Origin of the sequence: Undibacterium sp. Xuan67W (assembly GCF_049340165.1) — a bacterium.
Taxonomy (GTDB): domain Bacteria; phylum Pseudomonadota; class Gammaproteobacteria; order Burkholderiales; family Burkholderiaceae_D; genus Undibacterium.
Window position 1 is genome coordinate 289,189 of sequence record NZ_JBMPPN010000004.1, and the last position, 21,034, is coordinate 310,222.

Here is a 21,034-nt window from a genome sequence, read left to right on the forward strand (position 1 = left end):
ATTAGCTGATAGACAAAATAATTTGTCGTTACGACTTTGATGATACAGATGACGTGCTAAGCGCCTCGTGCACAGAGCGTGACAAGGGCAGAAGTTGGGGGGGATAAGACGAGGTAAGGGGAATTTGGTGCGACCGACAGGAATCGAACCTGTATCGCCAGCTTCGGAGGCTAGCATCCTATCCGTTGGAAGACGGTCACATGCGCAAATATTTGCAGACCGCCATTGTAGCCGTTTGGGTTCTACTGTGTTGGTAGAAAATGGACTAAATCTTTGTTTGAGCAGCGACTAATCAATCTTTTTGTTATTTTTTGCGCTATTCAAAACCAGTTTCCCCGTCGATGCACGAGATAATGTCGATTTCATCGCAACACAGGCAATTTTTTAACGCCAAGCTTGGGACGTTAGCTGTCGGTCAAAAAAATGCGATTTTGTTAATTTCACTGATAAAATAATGTCTCTACGTTACGCACTTTTTCACGATTTGGTTATCGCCAATATTTTTAAGGGTTAACCGATTTGAACTAGGAACCATAAGGGTTTCAAGGGGAAAGAAACTGACGATCCCTTTTTTTGTTGCTGGTTAATTTTGCAAAATGAAAATTAAATCACGTTAGGCGCCACATGTCAGTTGACAATTTGCTCTCAAAGCGCGAGGAAGAAATTCTCACTTGCATCGGATATCTCGTGATCCGGTGGAATTATGCTGAGCGGTGTGCTCGACAGATCCTGCGTAAGGATGTTGCCGGAGACTCGATGGATGATCCGGCTCACCTAAAACTTTCCAAACGCACGGCGAAGTCGATTGAGGACGAGCTTAAAAATGACACCTTGCCAAGATGGCAAGCCCCGGGGCGGCAATACCTAGAGTGCTTGATTGATGCATACGCGGTTGCGCGTGAACATCGGAACCACTTTGTACACGGCATATACGCTACGGCAGACACCCATGGCCCTTATCTGGCGCAGGCAGTTCTTATTCCTCCTATGCCAAATAACGGAAAAACGCAGCTACCTACACTCGTTACTGCGGCCGATATAAGCCCGATCACAAACCACATCCACCATCTCTCGTTATTCGCTCGCGAGATCATGATTGGTTTTGACGTGCGAGGCGGGCGTGCGCTAAACGCTGATGGGAGTCCGGTTCTTGAACAACTGCCAGCGCTAATTTTGCCACTCCAACCTTGCAATTACCTGACCACATGATTGCCAAGCAATCCGCAGCCTTGGTGGCTCCTAACAATTCATTCAAGCCGAAGCCGCTTCGCAGCTCGGCTTAATCTAGGCGTTAGGGATCATGACTGCTGTGACGAAAATGCGGAGGACCTCGCTCATAGGATTGATGTTGCTTGGACACGTTGCGATAGCCGATTCAGCGCGACCGAGCTCTTTCGAGCGATACGCTCAGGATGTCCCGAATCACGACTATTCCATGGACTGCACAGATGATCCTGACCCCAACTGCGGCCAGTTCACGACCACCGAATCCATTGACATCAGGCGGATCTCGTCAACGACGGCACGGGTGGAGATTTGGACGCGCGGCGAAAACGATCATTCCTGTCACGCAAAAGGAGTTGCGAGTTGGGTGCGCGGCAACCTGGTGCTACCGCAGAAGCCGGATGACCCTCCGGGCTGCAAAGTCATCATCTCATTCGAGGGGAACACAGCTTCAGTGCGATTGGCATCAACAGATGACCGCTGCGACTGGGACTGTGGATCTCGTGCAACGATGTGGCTGGATAGGATTCCGCTTGTACACAAGATTGATCTCTAACCAGGCGCAGGAGTCCATTCCATCATTCCAGCGGACAGCCTTGGCTGCAGCTAAACTCCAGCGTTAGGTATCTCTATCTCTATGCGGCTCATCATTTCGTTGTTATTCCTAGCAGCTATCGCTCAAGACGCGCATGCCCAAACCTCTCGCCCATCAATCCCGGTCCTAGTACCATCGGGAAGTGACTGGAGGTTCCACGGTGAAAACTTCGTTCTCGCAAATGATCTGGCGCTCGACAGACGCACGGGAAAAACATGGGCGCGCTGCAACTATGGACAAACTTGGGATCGCGATCTGCAGTCCTGCGCGGGGACGCCAAAATGGCTGACGCAGCGACAAGCGCTGGCAGAGCTACAAAGTAGCCTTGACGGGTGGCGGTTGCCATCCGCTGATGAGCTTCTCTCGGTAATCAAGGGAGCATGCCCGCCACTAGACCCACCACAACTCCGGCCTGTGGTATTTCCGGGTCTGCTGCCTCGCTTATACATTTCCACAACGCGGACTCAGCGAGGTGACCGTGCGCTCGCCGTCGATGGTTGTTTCGCTGATCGGCCGATCGATACATCCAACGAGCAGGTGGGCCACCTATTGCTCGTCAGGGATACAGCGCCAGCCGCTGGCTCAAAGTAACGGACGTAGCTCGTCGCTTAACCGTACCCATTGCGGTATATGGCTACAACGTTAAGCCAAGTATGAAAATATCTAGCACTCTCATTCCCGTAGTGAACAACACAAAGTGGCATGAATTGCATTTAGCTAGCGCAAAACAGTACAGCGTGTTACCCCATAATAGCTGCGCGCTTTCTGGCAAACGCCCGAAAATTGTCGGAATTTCGGCGATTGTCACGTCATTCTTGTGGTGAAAGCGTGGGTTTTTCGTTCCAAACGGCACGCTTTGCCTCTATAATCACAGGTTTGATAGGCTGAATAAGCAATCTTTTCAGCCTGCAGCCAGTTACTATAAATTGCAATGAGGACACCATGAGCAACGCACACGACGACCACGAATCAGCGATCAAGACCCCAAAACAACTTATCGTTGCGATTGCGGCAGGTTTTATCGTTCCGATCATTATCATCGTTTTGCTGGTGAAGTTTGTTTCCAGTGACAGCAAAGTGGGCGCAGGCTCTGATGCACTGACACCTGAGGCGATTGCTGCCCGTATTCATCCGGTAGCTGATGACGGTTTCACATTCAAAGACGCTAGCGGTCCTAAGCAATTGCAATCTGGTGAAGCCGTGTACAAAGCGATTTGCTCTGCTTGTCATGATTCTGGTGCGGCGGGTGCGCCTAAGTTCGGTGATGCAGGTGCCTGGTCTGCCCGTATTGCACAGGGCTACGACAAAGTGGTGGAACATGCGATCCTGGGTATCCGCGCGATGCCAGCTAAAGGTGGTAACCCAGATCTGGACGATGTTGAAGTTGCCCGTGCGGTTGTTCACATGGCGAATGCCGGTGGTGCAAAATTTAAAGAGCCAGAAGTGAAAGCGGCTCCGGCAGCAGCATCTGCTGAGGCATCTGCGAAGTAATTCGTCGCTAGCTTGATCAAAAAAGCCAGTCGTTTGACTGGCTTTTTTATTTCCCTAAATGTTAAGTTAAAATCAAGTCGTCCATTCCTTAACCTTATTTTCCCTTAGTCCTCTACAACTCTGATTGATCTATTTGTGAGCAGCCAACATAAACCTGTCCCGAATTTGTTTGAAGCCGCCAGCATTATCACGATTTGTTTTGGGTGGTTTATTTACTCCTCGGTTGCGGCGGCAGGTATTGATGTTCAGGAGCGCAGCAGCGGTGGTGGATTTTCGGACGCCAGCTTTGTGTATCTGATCCTGATGGAATTGAGTATGGCGGCAGTTGCTTTGCTGGTTTTGCGCAGCCGCTCGTATCCTTTGTCGATGCTATTGCCCGTGCCCTCGATTGAGGGAACGATGATGGGGATGGGGCTGTACTTCGTCACGGTGCTGGCGAGCTGGATGGCCGTGATGCCATTTAGTGCGGGTCATACAACGCAGCCGATTACTGAGATCATGAGGCAGTCGACACCGACCTTGCCGTATATTTTTGCGGTAGCGCTGGTGAACGGTACGTATGAAGAAGTGTTTTTACTTGGCTATCTGGTGCGTGGGTTCAGCACCTATAGCCGCTCATTTGCGATTGGCCTGAGTCTGCTGGTGCGCTTGTTGTATCACATCTATCAGGGGCCGCTCGGTGTGATGTCGGTGGTCGGATTTGGTCTGGTGGTCAGCTTGTTTTATCTCAGGACGCGATTGCTATGGCCTACGGTTGTGGCGCACATGCTGGGTGACATACTGCCCTTTTTGTAAAAAACAGAATCGCGTTCCTGTTCTGATCGTATTCTGATTTTATGATTATTAGGGTTTGTGCAAAAACTAAAACCTCTCACCACAGAAACACAGAAACACGGAGAAAAACAGGAGTAAGTAGTTTCGTGAGATATCAGAATCAAACTGAACCCGCAAGCAGCATGCGCCTGCTGGCACGAAATGCCTCTGGAAGCCGCATGCTATATACGGTTTCAATTTATATAGCGATAGATAGGTAATTATCGTTTTGTGTAAGTCCTCATCATAAGCGGTGAAGCCCATGATCCTTAAACGCATCCATCACGTTGCCCTGATTTGTGCTGACTATCAGCGGTCGAAATATTTTTATACCGATATTCTGGGCTTATCCGTGCTGGCAGAGCACTACCGCATAGAACGGGATTCTTATAAGCTGGATCTGGCCTTGCCGGACGGGTCTCAGCTTGAATTGTTTTCTTTCCCCGATGCGCCACCGCGACCATCTTATCCCGAGGCGCAGGGCTTACGGCACCTGGCGTTTGAGGTCGATAGTGTTCATGACTGGAAAGCCCGGCTTGAACATCTGGGTATCGTAGTCGAAGCCATCAGGACGGATGAGTACACCAAACGCGAGTTTGTATTCTTTACCGATCCTGACGGCTTGCCTCTGGAACTGTATGCTTCTGCTTAGAGTCTGTTCTTCATTGTGAAATCACATGATGTCCAACAGCTGCCATTCATCTTATGTAAGTTATGTAAGGATCACGCATGAAAATTCCTCCCAATTTGCCTCTCTGGTCAATCGCGATACCGGTTGCTGCCTGGTTATTTTTGGCGGGCAGCTTGCTGGATCTTGGCGCGTTTTATGCGATTTTTTTGACACTGGCTTTATTCGGCGGAGTACTGACGGCGGTCTATCATGCCGAGGTGGTTGCGCACAGAATCAGCGAACCCTTCGGTACCTTATTACTGGCATTGGCAGTGACGCTGATCGAAGTCGCTTTGATTGTGTCGCTGATGCTCGCCGGTGGCGAAGTGACCGCCGGTCTGGCGCGCGACACGGTATTTGCTGCGATCATGGTGATCCTGAACGGCATTATCGGTCTGTGTCTGCTGGCAGGTGCCAGCTTGCATAGGGAACAGAGTTTTGGCTTGCAAGGGGCGAGTACTTCACTGGCAACCTTGGCTGCGCTGGCTATCCTGACATTGGTATTGCCGAACTTCACGTCGACCATCGCTGGTCCTTATTACAGCCCTAGCCAGTTAGCGTTTATTGCCGTGATTTCTCTGGTGTTGTACGGTACCTTTGTGTTGGTGCAAACCGTACGTCACCGCGATTATTTTTTACCGGAAGTCGCGGTTAGTGATGAGGACGTCCACGCGCCTTTGCCGTCGAATAAGATGGCTTGGATGAGTACGGTACTTCTGTTGCTGTGCCTCGGTGCTGTGGTTCTGCTGGCGAAGGCACTGGCGCCGACGCTGGAGCACGCCGTAGCTGCGGCAGGCGCACCGAAAGCGCTGGTGGGGATCATCATTGCGATGGTGGTGTTGTTGCCGGAAGGCGTCGCGGCCTTTCGGGCGGCGCGGGCGAATCGCCTGCAGACCAGTATTAATCTGGCCTTGGGTTCGGCGCTCGCCAGTATTGGATTAACGATTCCCGTGGTTGCCGTGATTTCGCTGGTAACGGGATGGTCTTTGTCTCTTGGTATCGATGCAAAATCTACCGTGCTGCTGCTGTTGTCACTGATGATTACGACGATCTCGCTCGGCACCGGCAGGACCACGATCATGCAGGGAACCATTCATCTGGTGATCTTTGCGGTATATCTGTTCACCACGATCGTGCCGTAACGTTTCCCTTAATAATTGCATTAATTAATTCAAATCAGTTCATGGACAAAAAAGGCTGACATATGTGTCAGCCTTTTTTCAGTCATTTTTTATGTGATGCCGTAGTGATCAACAGATCCCAGAGATTTAACCCGGTACCTTGCCTTCAACACCTTCTACATAATAATTAACATCATGCAGGAATTTGTCGTCACCGACCGCATCTTTGCCCAATACTTCTTTGCCAGTATTGTCTTTAACAGGACCTTTCCAGATTGGCGCGCTGCCATCGATGACGCCCTGACGTTTATCTGCGACGAGTTTTTTTACTTCGTCAGATAAAGTCGCGTTGAAGTTTTTCAGGTCGATCATGTTCTCTTTCAGACCCCACCAGGTTGTATCGGTTTTCCACTTGCCTTCTAGTACGTCACCGACCCGCTTGGTGTAATACACGCCCCAGTCAATGACCGACGCCGCCTGATGCGCTTTTTCACCGAATTTCGTCATATCGCTGTCCCAGCCGAATGCCATTACACCTTTTTCCTGAGCGGTCTGTACGACGGCGGCGGAGTCGGTATTTTGCATCAATACATCAACACCCTGGCCGATCAGAGTGATCGCCGCTTCACGTTCTTTGCCCGGATCAAACCACTTATTCACCCAGACGACTTTGGTTGTCGCTTTGGGATTGACCGAGCGTGCACCCAGCGTGAAGGAATTGATATTTCGCAAAACTTCAGGAATTGGTAATGACCCTACGACGCCGAGCTTACCGGACTTGCTCAATTTCCCTGCGACTACACCTGCCAGATACGCACCTTCATACGTACGGACGTCGTACTGTGCCATATTATCGGCGGTCTTAAAACCAGTTGCATGTTCAAACTTCACATCAGGAAAATCTTTAGCGACTTTCAGCATCGCTTCCATATAGCCAAAGGTCGTGCCGAAGATGAGCTTATTCCCCTGGCTTGCGAGATCACGGAATACACGTTCAGCATCGGCTGCGCTCTCCGGGATGCTTTCAACAAAGCTGGTTTTAACTTTGTCACCAAATTTGGCATCAACCGCTTTGCGTCCTGCATCATGTGCAAAAGTCCAGCCTGCATCGCCAACCGGACCGACATAGACGAAGGCGACTTTTAAGGGTTCGGCTTTGGCTTCTGCGGCAGGTGCCGGCGCAGATGCAACGGAGGCGACTTCGTCCTTTTTGCTGCAGCCAAACAGGCTCAGAATAGCCACAGACAAGGCGGCTGCCAGTGTATGTCTACGTGTAAATTTCATGGATGCTTTCCTTGCTTAGTGAAGTGAATGACATGAATAACATGAGGTGAACGACAAATTAAAAAATGAAAAATAACAGGATAATTCAAAATAGGGATTATGCAGATCCTGGACGAAATGGTTTACCTAGGGAGGCGGGCATGTTCAAGCGTATCCAGTCAGGATTACGCGAGATCAGCACCAGCACCACAATCGTTGCAAGGTAAGGCAGCATCGATAAAATTTGCGAAGGGATGGCGATCCCGATCGCCTGAAAATGAAATTGCAAAATCGTGACACTACCAAACAGTAAAGCACCGAGCAAGACCCGTGCCGGACGCCAGGTCGCAAAGGTTGTCAGCGCCAGTGCGATCCAGCCGCGACCGGCAACCAGACCTTCCACCCACATGGGCGTGTAGACCAGCGACAAATATGCACCAGCAAGGCCGCAACATGCACCGCCAAATAGCAGCGCAGCGAAGCGTAATGTACGTACCGGATAGCCGAGCGCATGAGCCGACTCCGGTGATTCACCGATAGAGCGCAAGATCAGGCCGGCACGACTTCGATATAAGAACCAGGTAATCGCAACGCATAAGCCGAAGCTGAAATACACCATCCAGTGATGACTGAAAAAAGCTACGCCAACGAAAGGTAGTTCCGACAAGTAAGGCAAAGGCGTAACCTGATTGGTAATCGACATTCCGACAAAAGACTGCCCGATGAAGGCCGACAGGCCAGCACCGAAAATCGACAAAGCTAGTCCTGTTGCTACCTGGTTTGTTGCCAGCATCAGCGCCAGCCAGGCAAACAGACTTGCCATCACCATGCCAGCAATGGCACCCGCGACAAATCCGAGTAACGGACTATGAGTCTGATAACCTACTGCAAAGCCAACGATGGCAGAGACCAGCATCATGCCTTCGGCTCCCAGATTTAAGACACCGGCTCGCTCATTGATCAGCAAGCCCAGTGCAGCGATTAAGAGCGGTGTTCCCGAGTTGATTGACGCAGCAATCAGTGCAGCAAAATTTTCCATCCTTACCTCTATTTGATCTCTATTTTTCATCCGCTTCCGTGAGCGGAAGAACATTCTCTATTTCCAACGCAGGCGATAGTGAATCAAGGTATCGCAAGCCAGCAATAAAAACAGCAACATCCCCTGGAATAAGCCAGTGATCGCAGACGGCAAACCCAGTCGTGACTGCGCCATTTCGCCACCAAGATAAAACAGCGACAAAATGATCCCGCCAAAAACAGTGCCGATGGGATTCAGTCGCCCGATAAAGGCGACGATGATCGCGGCAAAACCGTAACCGGGAGAAATCGATGGCAAGACCTGGCCGATGGGGCCAGCGACTTCAAATGCCCCTGCCAGTCCGGCAAACCCGCCCGAGATCAGCAGCGATGTCCACAGCGCTTTGCGGCTGGAAAAACCGGCATAGCGCGCCGCCAGTGGTGCAAGTCCGCCGACGGTCAAGCGATAGCCTGCAAAACTACGGTAGATAAAAATCGCCATGCCCGCCGTCGCGACCAGCATCACGATAAAACCGATATGCAAACGGCTTCCTGCAAACAATGTTGGCAGAATGTAGTCACTCGAAAATACCTTGGACTGTGGAAAATTCATGCCATGCGGATCTTTCAGCGGACCGTTCACCAGATACATCAGCAGGAGCTGCGCAACGTAAGTCAGCATTAGCGATACCAGAATCTCATTGGCATAAAAACGGTCCTTGAGTAAGGCCGTGACAGACGCCCATAAAGCGCCGCCCACAATTCCTGCACCTGTCGCCAACACCAAGACCATGCCGCCGGACAGTGTGTGCAGGCCATTATCAAACATCAGGATCGTACTACCTGCTGCAATTCCACCAACGATCAACTGACCTTCAGCGCCGATATTCCAGACGTTGGCCCGGTAACATACCGAGAGACCTAATGCGCATAAGACCAGCGGTGTTGTCTTGAGTAACAGTTCTGCAATCGCCGCTTTACTTTTAATCGGCTCCAGCAAAAATACCTGTAGCCCTCTTACAGGATCTTTACCTAAAGCGATAAACAAGAGTGCGCCTAGTAGCAGTGTCAACGTCAATGCTAGTAGCGGCGATAAATAAGCCCATGGTCTGGACGGTGTCGCGCGTAATTCTAATGCGAACAAAGGCTTGCTCATACGGAGTCCCCGTCGGCGTTATGCGTCATTAGTTTGTTGTTCGTCGCCTCAATCCGTTCATTCCATAAACCGCTCATCCACAATCCTATTTGTTCTCTTGTTGCGTCCGCTGTCGGGACCGATGGAGAGAGCTTGCCTTTAGCGATGACGTAAAGGCGATCACATAAGGCAAACAACTCGTCGAGTTCTTCTGAGATGATCAGAACGGCGCAACCCGACTCTCTGAGCAGTCGGATCTCCTGATGAATTTGTGCGGCAGCACCGACATCGACGCCCCAGGTAGGTTGGGCGACAATGAATACATCGGGTTTGCGCATGATCTCGCGACCGACAATGAATTTTTGCAAGTTGCCACCGGACAGACTTTTTGCTAACGCACCCGGTCCAGATGACTTGACGCGGAAGCGATCAATGATTTGTGCCGCAAGCTGTGTCACCTGACGGAACTGAATCATTCCGTGGCTGACCAGCGGTGCGGTCTGATGCGATAGCAGCATATTGTCGGCCAGGCTCATCTCAGGTACCGCACCGCGTCCCAGACGTTCTTCCGGCACCAGGCTTTGTCCTGATGAACGGCGGGCTTTGGGGCCCAGATGCCCGACAGCCTTAGCTTTTAGCCGCACCATATCGGGCTTGGCGCGCCGATCCTCACCGGATAGCACGGCTAGCAATTCTTGCTGACCATTACCGGATATCCCGGCGATGCCGACGATTTCTCCACCAAACAGATCGAGCGTAATATTGTCTAATGCCGTGGCGAAGGCATGCGCTTTCGGCAAACTGAGCTGAGTGATTTTTAAGCGCAACTCACCTAAACTTTGTGTGGTGCTGCGCGGATGCTGTTCCGGTTCCGCACCGATCATCAGGCGTGACAGACTGGCAGCGCTCTCCTGACGCGGGTCGCAATTGCCCGTGACTTTGCCGCCGCGCATGACGGTCGCTTGATGACAAAGTTCGCGAATTTCATCAAGCTTATGGCTGATATACAAAATGCTGCATCCCTCCGCCGCAATTTTTCTCAGCGTCACAAATAATTTTTGCACGGCCTGGGGTGTCAGTACCGAGGTTGGTTCATCGAGTATCAACAACTGCGGTCTGGTCAACAAGGCACGCACGATTTCTACGCGCTGTCTTTCACCAACTGACAGCGTATGCACATGCCGGTGCGGCTCCAGCGCCAGTCCATAGTTGTCGCCCGTCTGGCGTATTTGCATCGCGAGTTCATCCATATCGATACCAGATGGCAAACCGAGCGCGATATTTTCCGTCACGGTCAAGGTATCAAACAGGGAAAAATGCTGAAACACCATAGCGATGCCAAGCTGCCGGGCTTCTTGCGGATTACGGATAAGGACTTCCTGCCCGTTCCAGCGCATCACACCGGCATCGGGTTTGACTGCACCAAAAATGATCTTCATCAGTGTTGATTTACCTGCGCCGTTTTCGCCGAGTACCGCATGGATTTCTCCGGGGGCGACTTGCAGGTTGACTTGATCGTTGGCAACGACTGCCGGGTAGCGCTTGGAAATCCCCGTCAGTTCCAGCCTTAGCGGTGTTACTGGCGGCGTGCTGATAGCGGATTCAGGCAATATCAAGGTGAGCTTTCTGAAGCGAAATAAGGGAATGAACAAAAATCGGTTGCTGGCATTATAAATTGCCGCCAGCGTTTTTCGTTCTCTACACAGTGCTGATAAACAATGCTAATAAGTAGTACTTATTGACAGAAACTACGGAATTGCTGACGCAAGATCTGCGCCAGAATGCGATGCAAGATGTTAATGGGCGCAACGTACGAAGAAATAAATAAACATGATCTTTGCTAAAATGATAAATTCATACTATCTGACCGCCGGATACGGCATTTTTAACCACTCACGGACCCTTATGAAGATCTCTTTACTTGCCACGCTGTTCGCTACTTTATTGTTGGCAACGGCTACGTCCCAAGCGGCCACTCCTGCGCCAAAATCGCCAAGTCCTTATGCAGAAATGTGCATGACTCAAGGTATCAAGATGCCTGTTGAATATGGCGGCGAAGCGGATCTCAAGGGAAATCCTAAGCTTCAGGAGTATTGCGAATGTTTTTCAGAGTTGTTCACCGAGAGGGCGACGCGCGCAGCCAAGAACACTGGCAATCCGCCGCCGCTGGAACAGAGTATGAAAGAAGAAAAACAAATGCGCACCACTTGCCGTGCAAAATTCAACTTGCCTGCACCTAAATAATTACGGTCCGCATCGATAACATCATCAATATCGTTCACATCACCAACAGCGAACAATACCTGCGCACATCGCGCTGATATTGTTCGCTGTGAAAAATCAAAGCGATCATAGCCGGTGCCTGTCAATCAATCCTGTTCTCCGTTGTGCAGCGTCATTTTGCAGCGTCATTGTGATGCATCGTCCCATAGGATGATTAAGTAATCAGTATCGCTCTGAAATCATTCACATTGGTTAGCGTCGGCCCACTGACAATCAGGTCGCCAAGCGCTTCAAAAAAACTATAGCCGTCATTGTTGTCAAGCATCGTTGCTGGCCGCAAACCCCGACTGGCTGCGCGTTTCACGGTATCCGGGGAGCAAATTGCACCGGCATTATCTTCCGAACCGTCAATACCGTCGGTGTCGCAGGCCAGCGCGTAAATTCCCGGATGTCCGTCGAGAGTTTTGACCAGACTCAGCAAAAATTCGGCATTACGCCCGCCGCGACCTTTTCCACGCACGGTGACGGTAGTTTCACCGCCGGACAGGACCACACAAGGTTTGCTGAAAGGCTGATTTTTATCGGCAATCTGCCTGGCCAGTGCCGCATGCACCATGCCGACATCGCGTGCTTCCCCCTCGATACCGTCTGACAATATGTAGGCCATAATACCAGCGGCACGGGCTGCTGCTGCCGCTGCCTCCAGCGCATCTTGCGCGGTGGCGATGATGTGATGCTGGTGACTGGCGAATAAGGGATTGTCGGGCTTCGGTGTCTCCGCTTGATCAGTACGTAAGTGCTCTTGAACTGCGTCGGGGATGGTAATCGCATATTTATGCAGGACCGCCAGCGCCTGTTCGCAGCTGGTCGCATCGGGCAGAGTCGGGCCGCTGGCGATGACGCCTGCTTCATCGCCAGGCACATCCGAGATCAGCAGGGTCACGACTTTAGCGGCACCACAGGCTAGTGCTAGTCTGCCGCCTTTGATTGCCGACAGGTGTTTGCGTACACAGTTGATTTCACTGATGCTGGCGCCGCTTTTTAACAAGGCTTTGTTGATTTGCTGTTTCTGTTCCAGTGTAATCCCCGCGGCGGGCAAGGCGAGTAAAGCCGAGCCGCCACCGGAGATCAGGCAGAGCACCAGATCGTTTGCCGTCAAGCCTTGCACCATCTGCAAAATACGTGCGGCGGCCTGCTGACCCGCGGCATCCGGTACGGGATGTGCTGCTTCAATGACCTCGATGTACTTGCATTCAGCACCATGTCCATAGCGGGTAACGACCAGGCCCGACAGATCCGATGCCTTACCCTGCCAGTGCTGTTCAACGACTCGCGCCATCGCCGCCGCACCTTTACCGGCACCGATCACCAGCGTGCGGCCATTGACGGGCGGTGACGGCAAAAAAGCAGGCAGGCATTTTTCTGCACTGACAGCGGCAACCGCAACCTGGTACAAAGAACGTAAAAAAGAGTCGGGATCGGTAATCGTCATCGCAGGCTTTGGTCAGTGTGGAAGGGCGGACGCGCAGGCTCAATACGGTGAGAACAGGATGAACAATGGCGTCAAAATTCAATACAACATAAGACGATCCATCATAAACCAAACCCGATATGAACTGTCACGTTCCTTACAAGCATCTTGCTGCGTGTTTTGTCAGTGAGATGAGCGTTGTTGTGAACCAGCGTTTTTAAAAATTTCCCCAAAACGAATCCGCAAGCCAGATGGGCCTGCTGGCCTGAAATGCCTTGGAAAGCCGCACCCAGGTTGCGGATTCAATATGTGAAGTCTCAAAAAACTATATTTGAGTGGCACTAGGTTGCTGAGCAACTGCGTTGCAGAGATTCGCACCTAGCTGTTATAGATCCGCAGAAACAACCAGGCTGGCAGGCCAAGATAGAGTATCGCCAGCCCGCATCGTTCCAGCACGCGGCGGACGCTGATTGCCTGCTCTGGTCGCACGAGTGCGCCGAGCAGAGCGAGCGCTTCAATCGAGGTGCGCAGCGCGGCACCGCCTAGCGCCACACCGATTGTCCAGGCGGCCCACCAGAGCGCGAAACCCGTGAGATAGGCCTTCATGCCGAAGCTATAGTATTCGCCGAAACCGCTGCCGTAAGCGATGTGCTGATGCAAATGAAAGGCCGGCAGCACGAGCAACAATGGCAACAGGACGAATTTCACCAGCGTCTGATCCAGACGTCCGCGCCGCATCGCAAACCGGGCTTGCGCATACATGGTCCCGCGTGAGGATTTGTCCTCTTGCATCGTGGTACTGCCAGCCAGCCGCAGGGCACGAATAAAGGCAGATGGATTGGCAAGCGCAAGCCCGTAATGCCAGCGCTCGCCGGAGTTTAGCCAAAGCGAAATACCCGGGCCGGGGACGGGCAAGCGCCACGTATTGACTTTAGCAATATCGGTAACCGCGATCTCCATGCGCTGTGCGCCGCGCGTGATTACCAGCATGCCGTTTTCAAGTGTCAGCTGTGCAGCAAAGGCGAACAGGACACACCAGGCAATGGCCTCGGGGAGCAGGAAGATCGCCGTAAAAACGCGAATTTGTGCCAAGGTATTTCCCTGCAACGTATCGCTGAACAGCATTACGGCGCCCATAAATAACAACCCACCACGCGCGATGCAGCGAAATACTCCGGCGGTCACACGAGCAGCAGGCGGCAATACAGTCACCCTCGCTGGAAAGCTCAGGACCTTGTTCATTTCTGATGCGCTTGCTAGCTCTTGTGTGCTGTGCCTGAGCCATGAGGAGAACGCCGCCAACACGGCCAGCAGTATGAGAAAAACGCTGCCTGCCAATCCCACCCAGTTACCCCACTTCACCATCAGCGTGCGCGGTGGCACAGGTACATGGACATCGGCAATCACCAGCGTACTTTCGCTCATGCGTGCACCGGCCAGGATGGTGCCGCTGGCATCGATCACGGCGCTATAGCCGTTGGTGGTAACCCGAAACTGGGGGAGCCGCGTTTCGATACTGCGGAAGGCCGCCACCGACTGATGCAGCTCTGCACCCTGTGGATAATTGCTGAACCAGGCATCGTTGGACATCGACAGGATGGCCTGTGCACCGAGCCGTGCGCCGTCGATGGCGAGGCCAGTGTCGACATCATCAAGACAGATCAAGGGCAATACCGGAATATCTCGACCATCGGCGAGACGCAACGGAAAGACGCGTGCACCATTGCCAGGGCGCCAGTTACCCGTCCATGGCAGCCAGCGCCGCAGCACTGCGCTGTCAAGCCATGCAGGCACGTATTCGGTAAGCGGAAACAGCCGGGTTTTCCGATAAAAACCTAACAGTCCTGTTCCGGGTACCACGAACGCCGCCGCGTTGTATTCTCCTGCCCTATCGCGATCATAGGTGCCGAAGACGAACGGTACCCCGGCCGCATTGACGATGCCCAGAATTTCCTGATCCAGCTCGGCGCCCGCCTCACTTTTGGGATGGCCGAACGTGGTCGGATAAATGGTCTCCGACCACATCACCGCGTCTGCACGCTGACGGACCACTGCGTCATAAGTCATCGCAAAATGTTTATCGAGTACCTCTCTCACCACGGCATGGGCACCTTTTTCCTGCCGCTGACGTTCGTAATCTACGATATTCGCCTGGATTAATCCCATGCGAAGCGGCTTGCCAGCGGCTACCGGGGCGGATATTGCGGAGAGTATGCTCAGGCTGTAGCCTGCCAGCAGTAGTGGCAACAGTGCACTGAGTGCGAGGGGTTTAGCAATGGAGCGCCAGCCCTGCGTACGACCTGCGATGGCGGCGGCGATGCCTTCATTCGCCAGCAAGAGCATGACCGTAAGCCCTGCCGCACCGCCAATATCGGCAGCCTGACGCAGCAGCCGGGATGGATAAAGTCCATACCCGAGTGTGTCACCGAGGAGCTTGGGCACCAGCCATTCCGTCGCTACCCACGCCGCGGCCCCTGCAAATGCGCGGAGCACTGGACCATGCTGGCGGCCAGCAAGATAACGTACTACAGCAAAGGCCAGGAACTGCGGTTGAAACAGCGGTGCTGCCAGCAATAGCACCGACAGGCCAGTGAACGCGCCGAGCTGCGTATAACTGCCGATAGCAAATCCAAACCAGGCAAATACTGCTGCGGTATAGGCGACCGACATCACATAGGCGGACACCAGCGTACCGGTCAGTGTCTGCTGGCCGTTTAGCGTCAATAGCCATGGCACGAAAAGAATAAAACCAAGCAGACAGCCAGCGCCGCCAAGTGCATACAGACCAGAGAGAAGCGCGCTCGCGAAAATGCCTGTGGCAATTCGTACGATGGGAGACGAAAATAAGATCATGGAGTTCAGTGTCCGGATTTTTGTTGTTCGACAGGTGCAGGGATAACGATATGCCGGATAGGGAAGCCGGGCGGTGCGAGTTCGGCTGGTACCACGCGATTCGCTGGAATCACGACAGGCTGCTTATTAGCGTCAAAAAACTGGTGGTCAGGCGCAAACATCAGAATCGCTTCAATACGCTGTCCGTCATCGGTGGCCTGATGATGGCGCACGTAGCCAGCAGGCAGCACAAAATCTTCGGGTACCGCTAGTCCGATCATCGGTGGACGGGTGCCCGGCAAAGAGAATGCCCCCAGACCGGAATGGATGCCAGCCTGATGCAGACGCTCGATGACTTCGGGCATGGTCGGATTTTCACCGCGCATTACATAGCTGGACAGATCACGCGTCGGATCGGCATCGCCTTCCGGTAAAGTTTTCGACATATCTTGCGCCGACGTTATTGGGGTTACTGGCATCGGCGGCGGCCAGCTAGCCATGCCGCTTGCTGAGCTTGGCTGAGCGGCCATCTTGGCGGCAAGATCGGCGGGATCTTCTGCCGAGGACAGCAACAAAAACACCAGTCCGCCAGCGACCAGCGCCAGCGCAATGGCGATAGCGAGGTAGGCGACGGATGGTTGCCAGGTGCGCCCGCCAGCGCCCTGTTTGGGTGATGGCGGGCCAGAACGGCGCGGTGCGCTCATGGGATGATCGGCTCCGGCTGATTAAGGTGTCGCCGGATTAAACGTCGATACCGCCCAGCCCATACGCTCATGCCCATACTGGTTCCAGATCGGATTTTTGCCGCCAGTAAATGTCGTATAGCGTGGCGCACCCGTGCCAGTGGTACTGCTAAACAGACCGGCGGAGACCGTACTGCCGTTGTAAGTCGGATGGGTGTCGTCAGACTGGATATAGTCGTAGCTGCTGCTGGCCGAAACAAAGTGTGTGTTGGCGTCGCGGATAGTAGAGCGCAGTGTTGAGGTAATACGAGTGACGTAACTTGCCTGACTTTCGCCATTCACGTAGCGCAGTGCATCGGAGTCGATCTGTCCGTCGCCATTGCTGTCGTAATCTGCACCCATGTATTGGGCAAAGTTATCCGCACACTGGAAACCTTTTTGGCGCGCAGTGTCGCACATCATGAAGTTCATCCGGGCGAGTACTGGTAAGAATTTGTCTTGCATTTTCACCGTTGCGCCGGTTGTCGCATCTTTGCATGAACTCTGTGTGTTGTCCGCAGCATAGCCAGGATAATGCAGGTTCGAGACGACCTTGAGCTTGACACCGGCATAGGCGTTGGCGTTGATGTAATCCATCGCTGCCGCCACGTTCGCTTTGCAGTTATTTTCTGCTGTCGTCAGCACGGTGTAATCACAGGTGCCGGTCTGGCCCTTGAAACTGGTGCGTGCCTGCAAGCCATCGTTGCCGCACATTTCGAACGTGACGACGCGAGTAGAACTGGCCTGCATATAGGATTTTTCTGCGACGATCTTGTTTTGATAAACGTCTGAAGCAATCGCCCCGGACTTGGTGCGGCGTACGCTCTCAATATCGGCGTTCCACAATGCAGAGAGATATTCCGCGTCGACTGTCGGTGCTGAATATTTCGCCGCATTGCTGATCGAGCCGTTGTAACCGGCGTAGATAGAATCGCCATAGGCCACTACGCGGTATTTGGAGGTAGTGCCAGCGCGGTCAATGGTCCAGGAAACGTTTTGGTTCAGAGTACTGGCCATCGCCTCTGATCCAAACCCAAGCAGGGCAGGCAAGACAAGTGCGGGCAACCATGTGTGTAGTGCGGTACGGAATTTCCTATTCATGTTGTGTCTCCTTTGAGTGAATCTCTGGGTGGTATTTTTATCGTTATTTCATATGTTTTTTGCTTAAGGTTTAGTTGTTGAAGATGCTCTCCTTTCAATTTTTCAGTATTGTGGTTAGATTTTTTCTTTTACAAAAAACAGCATGGGTACGAAAGTCACCTTGCATCTGACGAGAAAAGATTGTTGATGCGCTGTGATGTATCCGGTCGGTACAAAACCGTAGCTTATAGACCTGGTAGGCGGTCCACGTTATGGAGAGAGGCCGTTGCCAGGAATAATTTGTATCGCGGTTTCAGGCGTGTGCGGAGCTACTGCATGACTAACGGCGTAGGCGTTACTTGATATGATCGGGAGTGCGGTGAACAGTACTTTTGTAAAAAGACATATCAGCTTCATTATCAAACTCCTGCGTGTAAACCATGGGAAGAAAAACCAGGTAAAACCGTAGAACAGAAACAGGAAAAGTGATCAGGAAATGCGTCTTCTTAGTGATGAAATTTTTATTTGATTGAACGTGCATTCGTCTCTAATCGGTCGCAAGTATCGAAACGAAGAGCTATGTTGTCAATTTGCAATGCAACAAAAACTAGAAGAAAAAATGGCTATTTTTGGCGAAAGCTTTGTTCACAAACACTCTGCGTTGATTTAGTGTGTCACCTCTAAAAATGAATGCCGATGTTTTGATGAGTAAGCCTTGCAGCTGAAAGCTTGCGGCTAGGACATAGTTTTTCCGTAAAAGGTAGGATGGAGAAGGGACAGATGAATTAAGTCAGTAAGTAGTCAATTCTGTTAGAGCTAGCTAAATAACAATTAGAACAATCTAAAATTTTTAAGAGACAACCGAAGGTAACCCATGACAAATCAGACTAAGCACGACTTTAGTAAAGTACACCACGCCATGCAGCGTTACATCGATAAAGACATCCTGGCGGGAGTGTCCACGGCGATCTTGGTCGGACAGGATTTGGTTGATGTACATTGCGCCGGATGGGCGGATAAAGAGAGTCAGGTTGCGTTGCGGGAAGATCATTTGTTTCGGGTTTTTTCGAATAGTAAACTAGTGACCTCGATAGCTGTACTGCAATTAATGGAAGCAGGAAAATTACATCTGGACGACGCCATCGAGCACTATCTGCCGCAATTAGCGCGGCGCCGCGTATTGCGTCCCGGCGCTACGAGTATTGATGATACGGAACCAGCACAATCTTCGATCACGATACGTCAGTTACTCAGCCATACATCTGGTTTGAGCTATGGCTTACTCGATCATGGCAGTACGATTTATAAAGCGTATGTTGAGCGTAAGGTCATGAATGCAATGACGCCTCTCTCTGCGATGATTGATGTGCTGGAAGATTTGCCTCTGACTTTTCATCCTGGTACTAAATGGGAATATTCGATTGCGACCGATGTCTTGTCGCGTCTGGTCGAGGTGGTCAGTGGTATGCGTTTTGATGCGTATCTGAAAGTATCTATTTTCGACCCGCTGGGTATGCATGACACGGGCTTTGTCGTTCCAGTCGAGAAGCTGGACAGGCTGACTGCCTATTACGCTGGTAGCGATCCGGCCAATATTTTGCAGCGTGGCCTGAAACGTCTGGAAAAGTCGCCTTACCCCGGTGCTTTCGTCACGTCCGTACCCCGCTTATCGGGTGGCGGCGGACTGGTCTCCAGTTTGCTTGATATGGTAGCCCTAATGCGCAGCCTGATGAAAGGCGGTCCGCGGCTTTTAAGTGATGAGACAATGACGCTGATGATGCAGAGCCATTTACCGAAGGGCAGCGGTATCGCTTTTCCCGGCGTTGGAAATGTACCGGGTAAAGGTTTTGGCCTTGGTGGCGCAGTCACCTTGCAACCGTCGTCGATTGATCCTGCTGGATCTGCCGGAGAATTCGAGTGGGGCGGTATCGCTGGCACACACTGGTGGATTTCTCCGCGTCATCAGATTGCGGGTGTGCTGATGACGCAGCGTCAGATGAGTTTCTGGCATCCGTTTTCGTTTGAGTTTAAACGCCTTGCCTATCAGGCACTCGCGGTAGGTTGAGCGCAGTAGCTTGATCGGATTGGCTAACCGCTTGGTTCGCATCCTGTACCTGTGACTGAGCTTGTTTGATTTTTGCCAGACCAAATAGTGGACGCAAGATCGCTATTCTGCGTGCGATTTCAAACAAGCCAAAACTCAGCGTTATCGTCAGCGTAATGAGGATCATGCCTTCAAGTACGGGATTGAGTTTGGCTGGTTTGAAGAAATGCGCCATCGCGATGATCAGCGTCTGATGCAGGATGTACACAGGGAAAACAGCCTCGGTTAAATAACGGCGTTTGCTGCTGTCGAACTGTAGGTGCTGGTGGGCAAAGCCGCATACGGCGAGGATGGCACTCCACTGGCATAGCGCATACACCACACGTTGTAGATGACGCCAGAATTCGATTTGCGCAGCGGGGATGATCTTGTCACCGATGGCGTAATACACTATCAACAAGCTCCAGCAGCTCAGGGCCAGACCAAGATTCATCCAGCGTTGCTGATCGACACTGGCCCAGAATTTGGTCTGCGTCGCCATGAGCGCGCCAAGTAAAAACACGACAAAATAGTTCGCATGGTTATACCAGTCGTTCACCAGCGCATGGGTAGACGGGAATTGCGAAAACAAGGTGATCCGTTCCAGTGCCAAGATCGCCATTGGAATCAATACAATTTTCCAGCCACTCAGCCAGCGTCCGAGAAACTCTGAGATCGCGTCAAAGCGTTTACCCTGGCTCAGCATCAGTGCACCAAGTACTATGCTGTAAGTCCAGAGGTAGACGACGAACCAGAGATGATTCCAGGTGGGCAGGCGCAGACAGCCGTCTTTGTCGCAAAAGCCGTGATAGCCTTTCAGATACAGTTGCATGAAGTCGAGATAGCTGCCCTGATATGCAACTTTCTCTACCACTTCAAAATAGGATTGAGGCGGCACAATCACCAGCATGCCGAACAGGAGCGGAATCAGCAGGCGGCTGCTGCGTTGTCGTATGAACTGGCTGGCGCTCAGCTTTTTCAGCATAAAAGCCGACGCCACACCTGAGATCATAAACAGCAGGCTAAGCCGCCACGGCGACGACAGCATCATCAGCGGCTCTATCGCGTCGCTTGCAAAATCACTTTTGATATGAAAACCCCAGGTCACGTAATACATGCCTGTGTGATACACGATCAATAGCATAAAGGCGAATATCCGCACCCAGTCCAGAAAGTATAGACGGGATGCCGGTGTTGGCGATAACGGTGTAGTGTGTCGATCCATGGTGATCACTTCTGAAAGATGAGAACGTAGTTCAGAATAAGTGACACGATGCGGCTGATCTAGCAGAAT

17 protein-coding genes and 1 tRNA gene are annotated in these 21,034 nt (G+C 52.0%); 8 read left to right on the top strand and 10 right to left on the bottom strand.

Annotated features, from left to right (window positions below):
- Positions 1 to 125: 125 nt before the first annotated feature.
- Positions 126 to 200 (bottom strand) — tRNA-Arg (locus ACO0LE_RS05805).
- 487 nt (positions 201 to 687) lie between these two features.
- Here ACO0LE_RS05805 and ACO0LE_RS05810 point away from each other — a divergent pair.
- From ACO0LE_RS05810 to ACO0LE_RS05835, 6 genes are all read left to right on the top strand, one after another.
- Positions 688 to 1,209, top strand: coding sequence for a hypothetical protein (locus ACO0LE_RS05810; RefSeq protein WP_422959474.1), 522 nt, complete (start codon positions 688 to 690; stop codon positions 1,207 to 1,209).
- 652 nt (positions 1,210 to 1,861) lie between these two features.
- Positions 1,862 to 2,410, top strand: coding sequence for a DUF1566 domain-containing protein (locus ACO0LE_RS05815; RefSeq protein ID WP_422959475.1), 549 nt, complete (start codon positions 1,862 to 1,864; stop codon positions 2,408 to 2,410).
- Between the two features lie 351 nt (positions 2,411 to 2,761).
- Complete coding sequence (locus ACO0LE_RS05820; RefSeq protein WP_422959476.1) at positions 2,762 to 3,310, top strand: c-type cytochrome; 549 nt, start codon at positions 2,762 to 2,764, stop codon at positions 3,308 to 3,310.
- Between the two features lie 135 nt (positions 3,311 to 3,445).
- Positions 3,446 to 4,105, top strand: coding sequence for a CPBP family intramembrane glutamic endopeptidase (locus ACO0LE_RS05825; RefSeq protein WP_422959477.1), 660 nt, complete (start codon positions 3,446 to 3,448; stop codon positions 4,103 to 4,105).
- A 280-nt stretch (positions 4,106 to 4,385) separates the two neighbouring features.
- Entirely contained in the window at positions 4,386 to 4,775 is a 390-nt protein-coding gene (locus tag ACO0LE_RS05830) for a VOC family protein (protein ID WP_422959478.1), read from the top strand.
- A 77-nt stretch (positions 4,776 to 4,852) separates the two neighbouring features.
- Complete coding sequence (locus tag ACO0LE_RS05835) at positions 4,853 to 5,935, top strand: calcium:proton antiporter (protein ID WP_422959479.1); 1,083 nt, start codon at positions 4,853 to 4,855, stop codon at positions 5,933 to 5,935.
- A 126-nt stretch (positions 5,936 to 6,061) separates the two neighbouring features.
- Here the strand turns inward: ACO0LE_RS05835 and ACO0LE_RS05840 are convergent, their stop codons facing one another.
- The 4 genes from ACO0LE_RS05840 to ACO0LE_RS05855 form a co-directional block, all read right to left on the bottom strand.
- The gene (locus ACO0LE_RS05840; protein WP_422959480.1) at positions 6,062 to 7,198 is read right to left on the bottom strand and encodes a BMP family ABC transporter substrate-binding protein; all 1,137 of its coding nucleotides are present in this window, start codon (positions 7,196 to 7,198) and stop codon (positions 6,062 to 6,064) included.
- A 97-nt stretch (positions 7,199 to 7,295) separates the two neighbouring features.
- Entirely contained in the window at positions 7,296 to 8,216 is a 921-nt protein-coding gene (locus ACO0LE_RS05845) for an ABC transporter permease (protein ID WP_422959503.1), read from the bottom strand.
- A 57-nt stretch (positions 8,217 to 8,273) separates the two neighbouring features.
- Positions 8,274 to 9,350 carry an ABC transporter permease gene (locus ACO0LE_RS05850; RefSeq protein WP_422959481.1) on the bottom strand — a complete coding sequence of 359 codons (1,077 nt, stop codon included), beginning with the start codon at positions 9,348 to 9,350 and terminating at the stop codon, positions 8,274 to 8,276.
- On the bottom strand, positions 9,347 to 10,939 hold the full coding sequence (locus ACO0LE_RS05855) for an ABC transporter ATP-binding protein (protein ID WP_422959504.1): 1,593 nt from the start codon (positions 10,937 to 10,939) through the stop codon (positions 9,347 to 9,349). The genes ACO0LE_RS05850 and ACO0LE_RS05855 overlap by 4 nt, the downstream gene beginning before the upstream one ends.
- A gap of 295 nt (positions 10,940 to 11,234) precedes the next feature.
- On the opposite strand from ACO0LE_RS05855, the gene ACO0LE_RS05860 reads away from it, so the two are divergent.
- Positions 11,235 to 11,573 (top strand): hypothetical protein, encoded by a 339-nt coding sequence (locus tag ACO0LE_RS05860; RefSeq protein WP_422959482.1) that lies wholly within the window; start codon positions 11,235 to 11,237, stop codon positions 11,571 to 11,573.
- Positions 11,574 to 11,766: 193 nt separating this feature from the next.
- Here the strand turns inward: ACO0LE_RS05860 and ACO0LE_RS05865 are convergent, their stop codons facing one another.
- The 4 genes from ACO0LE_RS05865 to ACO0LE_RS05880 all read right to left on the bottom strand — a co-directional run bounded on the left by ACO0LE_RS05865 (position 11,767) and on the right by ACO0LE_RS05880 (position 17,678).
- Entirely contained in the window at positions 11,767 to 13,044 is a 1,278-nt protein-coding gene (locus ACO0LE_RS05865; protein WP_422959483.1) for a glycerate kinase type-2 family protein, read from the bottom strand.
- A 357-nt stretch (positions 13,045 to 13,401) separates the two neighbouring features.
- Positions 13,402 to 15,876 carry an apolipoprotein N-acyltransferase gene (gene lnt, locus ACO0LE_RS05870; protein ID WP_422959484.1) on the bottom strand — a complete coding sequence of 825 codons (2,475 nt, stop codon included), beginning with the start codon at positions 15,874 to 15,876 and terminating at the stop codon, positions 13,402 to 13,404.
- A gap of 5 nt (positions 15,877 to 15,881) precedes the next feature.
- Complete coding sequence (locus ACO0LE_RS05875) at positions 15,882 to 16,559, bottom strand: hypothetical protein (RefSeq protein WP_422959485.1); 678 nt, start codon at positions 16,557 to 16,559, stop codon at positions 15,882 to 15,884.
- 21 nt (positions 16,560 to 16,580) lie between these two features.
- Entirely contained in the window at positions 16,581 to 17,678 is a 1,098-nt protein-coding gene (locus ACO0LE_RS05880) for an SGNH/GDSL hydrolase family protein (protein ID WP_422959486.1), read from the bottom strand.
- An 853-nt stretch (positions 17,679 to 18,531) separates the two neighbouring features.
- Here ACO0LE_RS05880 and ACO0LE_RS05885 point away from each other — a divergent pair.
- Positions 18,532 to 19,722, top strand: a complete 1,191-nt coding sequence (locus ACO0LE_RS05885) for a serine hydrolase domain-containing protein (RefSeq protein WP_422959487.1) — start codon at positions 18,532 to 18,534, stop codon at positions 19,720 to 19,722.
- Here the strand turns inward: ACO0LE_RS05885 and ACO0LE_RS05890 are convergent.
- The gene (locus tag ACO0LE_RS05890; protein WP_422959488.1) at positions 19,685 to 20,965 is read right to left on the bottom strand and encodes an acyltransferase family protein; all 1,281 of its coding nucleotides are present in this window, start codon (positions 20,963 to 20,965) and stop codon (positions 19,685 to 19,687) included. The genes ACO0LE_RS05885 and ACO0LE_RS05890 overlap by 38 nt on opposite strands.
- Between the last annotated feature and the right edge of the window lie 69 nt (positions 20,966 to 21,034).

What these genes read in the sequence shown, in the direction of transcription:
- ACO0LE_RS05815 (WP_422959475.1), top strand. Translation starts at nt 1,862, where the DNA reads ATGCGGCTCATCATTTCGTTGTTATTCCTAGCAGCTATCGCTCAAGAC.
- ACO0LE_RS05820 (WP_422959476.1), top strand. Translation starts at nt 2,762, where the DNA reads ATGAGCAACGCACACGACGACCACGAATCAGCGATCAAGACCCCAAAA.
- ACO0LE_RS05830 (WP_422959478.1), top strand. Translation starts at nt 4,386, where the DNA reads ATGATCCTTAAACGCATCCATCACGTTGCCCTGATTTGTGCTGACTAT.
- ACO0LE_RS05835 (WP_422959479.1), top strand. Translation starts at nt 4,853, where the DNA reads ATGAAAATTCCTCCCAATTTGCCTCTCTGGTCAATCGCGATACCGGTT.
- ACO0LE_RS05840 (WP_422959480.1), bottom strand. Translation starts at nt 7,198, where the DNA reads ATGAAATTTACACGTAGACATACACTGGCAGCCGCCTTGTCTGTGGCT.
- ACO0LE_RS05845 (WP_422959503.1), bottom strand. Translation starts at nt 8,216, where the DNA reads ATGGAAAATTTTGCTGCACTGATTGCTGCGTCAATCAACTCGGGAACA.
- ACO0LE_RS05850 (WP_422959481.1), bottom strand. Translation starts at nt 9,350, where the DNA reads ATGAGCAAGCCTTTGTTCGCATTAGAATTACGCGCGACACCGTCCAGA.
- ACO0LE_RS05860 (WP_422959482.1), top strand. Translation starts at nt 11,235, where the DNA reads ATGAAGATCTCTTTACTTGCCACGCTGTTCGCTACTTTATTGTTGGCA.
- ACO0LE_RS05865 (WP_422959483.1), bottom strand. Translation starts at nt 13,044, where the DNA reads ATGACGATTACCGATCCCGACTCTTTTTTACGTTCTTTGTACCAGGTT.
- lnt (WP_422959484.1), bottom strand. Translation starts at nt 15,876, where the DNA reads ATGATCTTATTTTCGTCTCCCATCGTACGAATTGCCACAGGCATTTTC.
- ACO0LE_RS05875 (WP_422959485.1), bottom strand. Translation starts at nt 16,559, where the DNA reads ATGAGCGCACCGCGCCGTTCTGGCCCGCCATCACCCAAACAGGGCGCT.
- ACO0LE_RS05880 (WP_422959486.1), bottom strand. Translation starts at nt 17,678, where the DNA reads ATGAATAGGAAATTCCGTACCGCACTACACACATGGTTGCCCGCACTT.
- ACO0LE_RS05885 (WP_422959487.1), top strand. Translation starts at nt 18,532, where the DNA reads ATGACAAATCAGACTAAGCACGACTTTAGTAAAGTACACCACGCCATG.
- ACO0LE_RS05890 (WP_422959488.1), bottom strand. Translation starts at nt 20,965, where the DNA reads ATGGATCGACACACTACACCGTTATCGCCAACACCGGCATCCCGTCTA.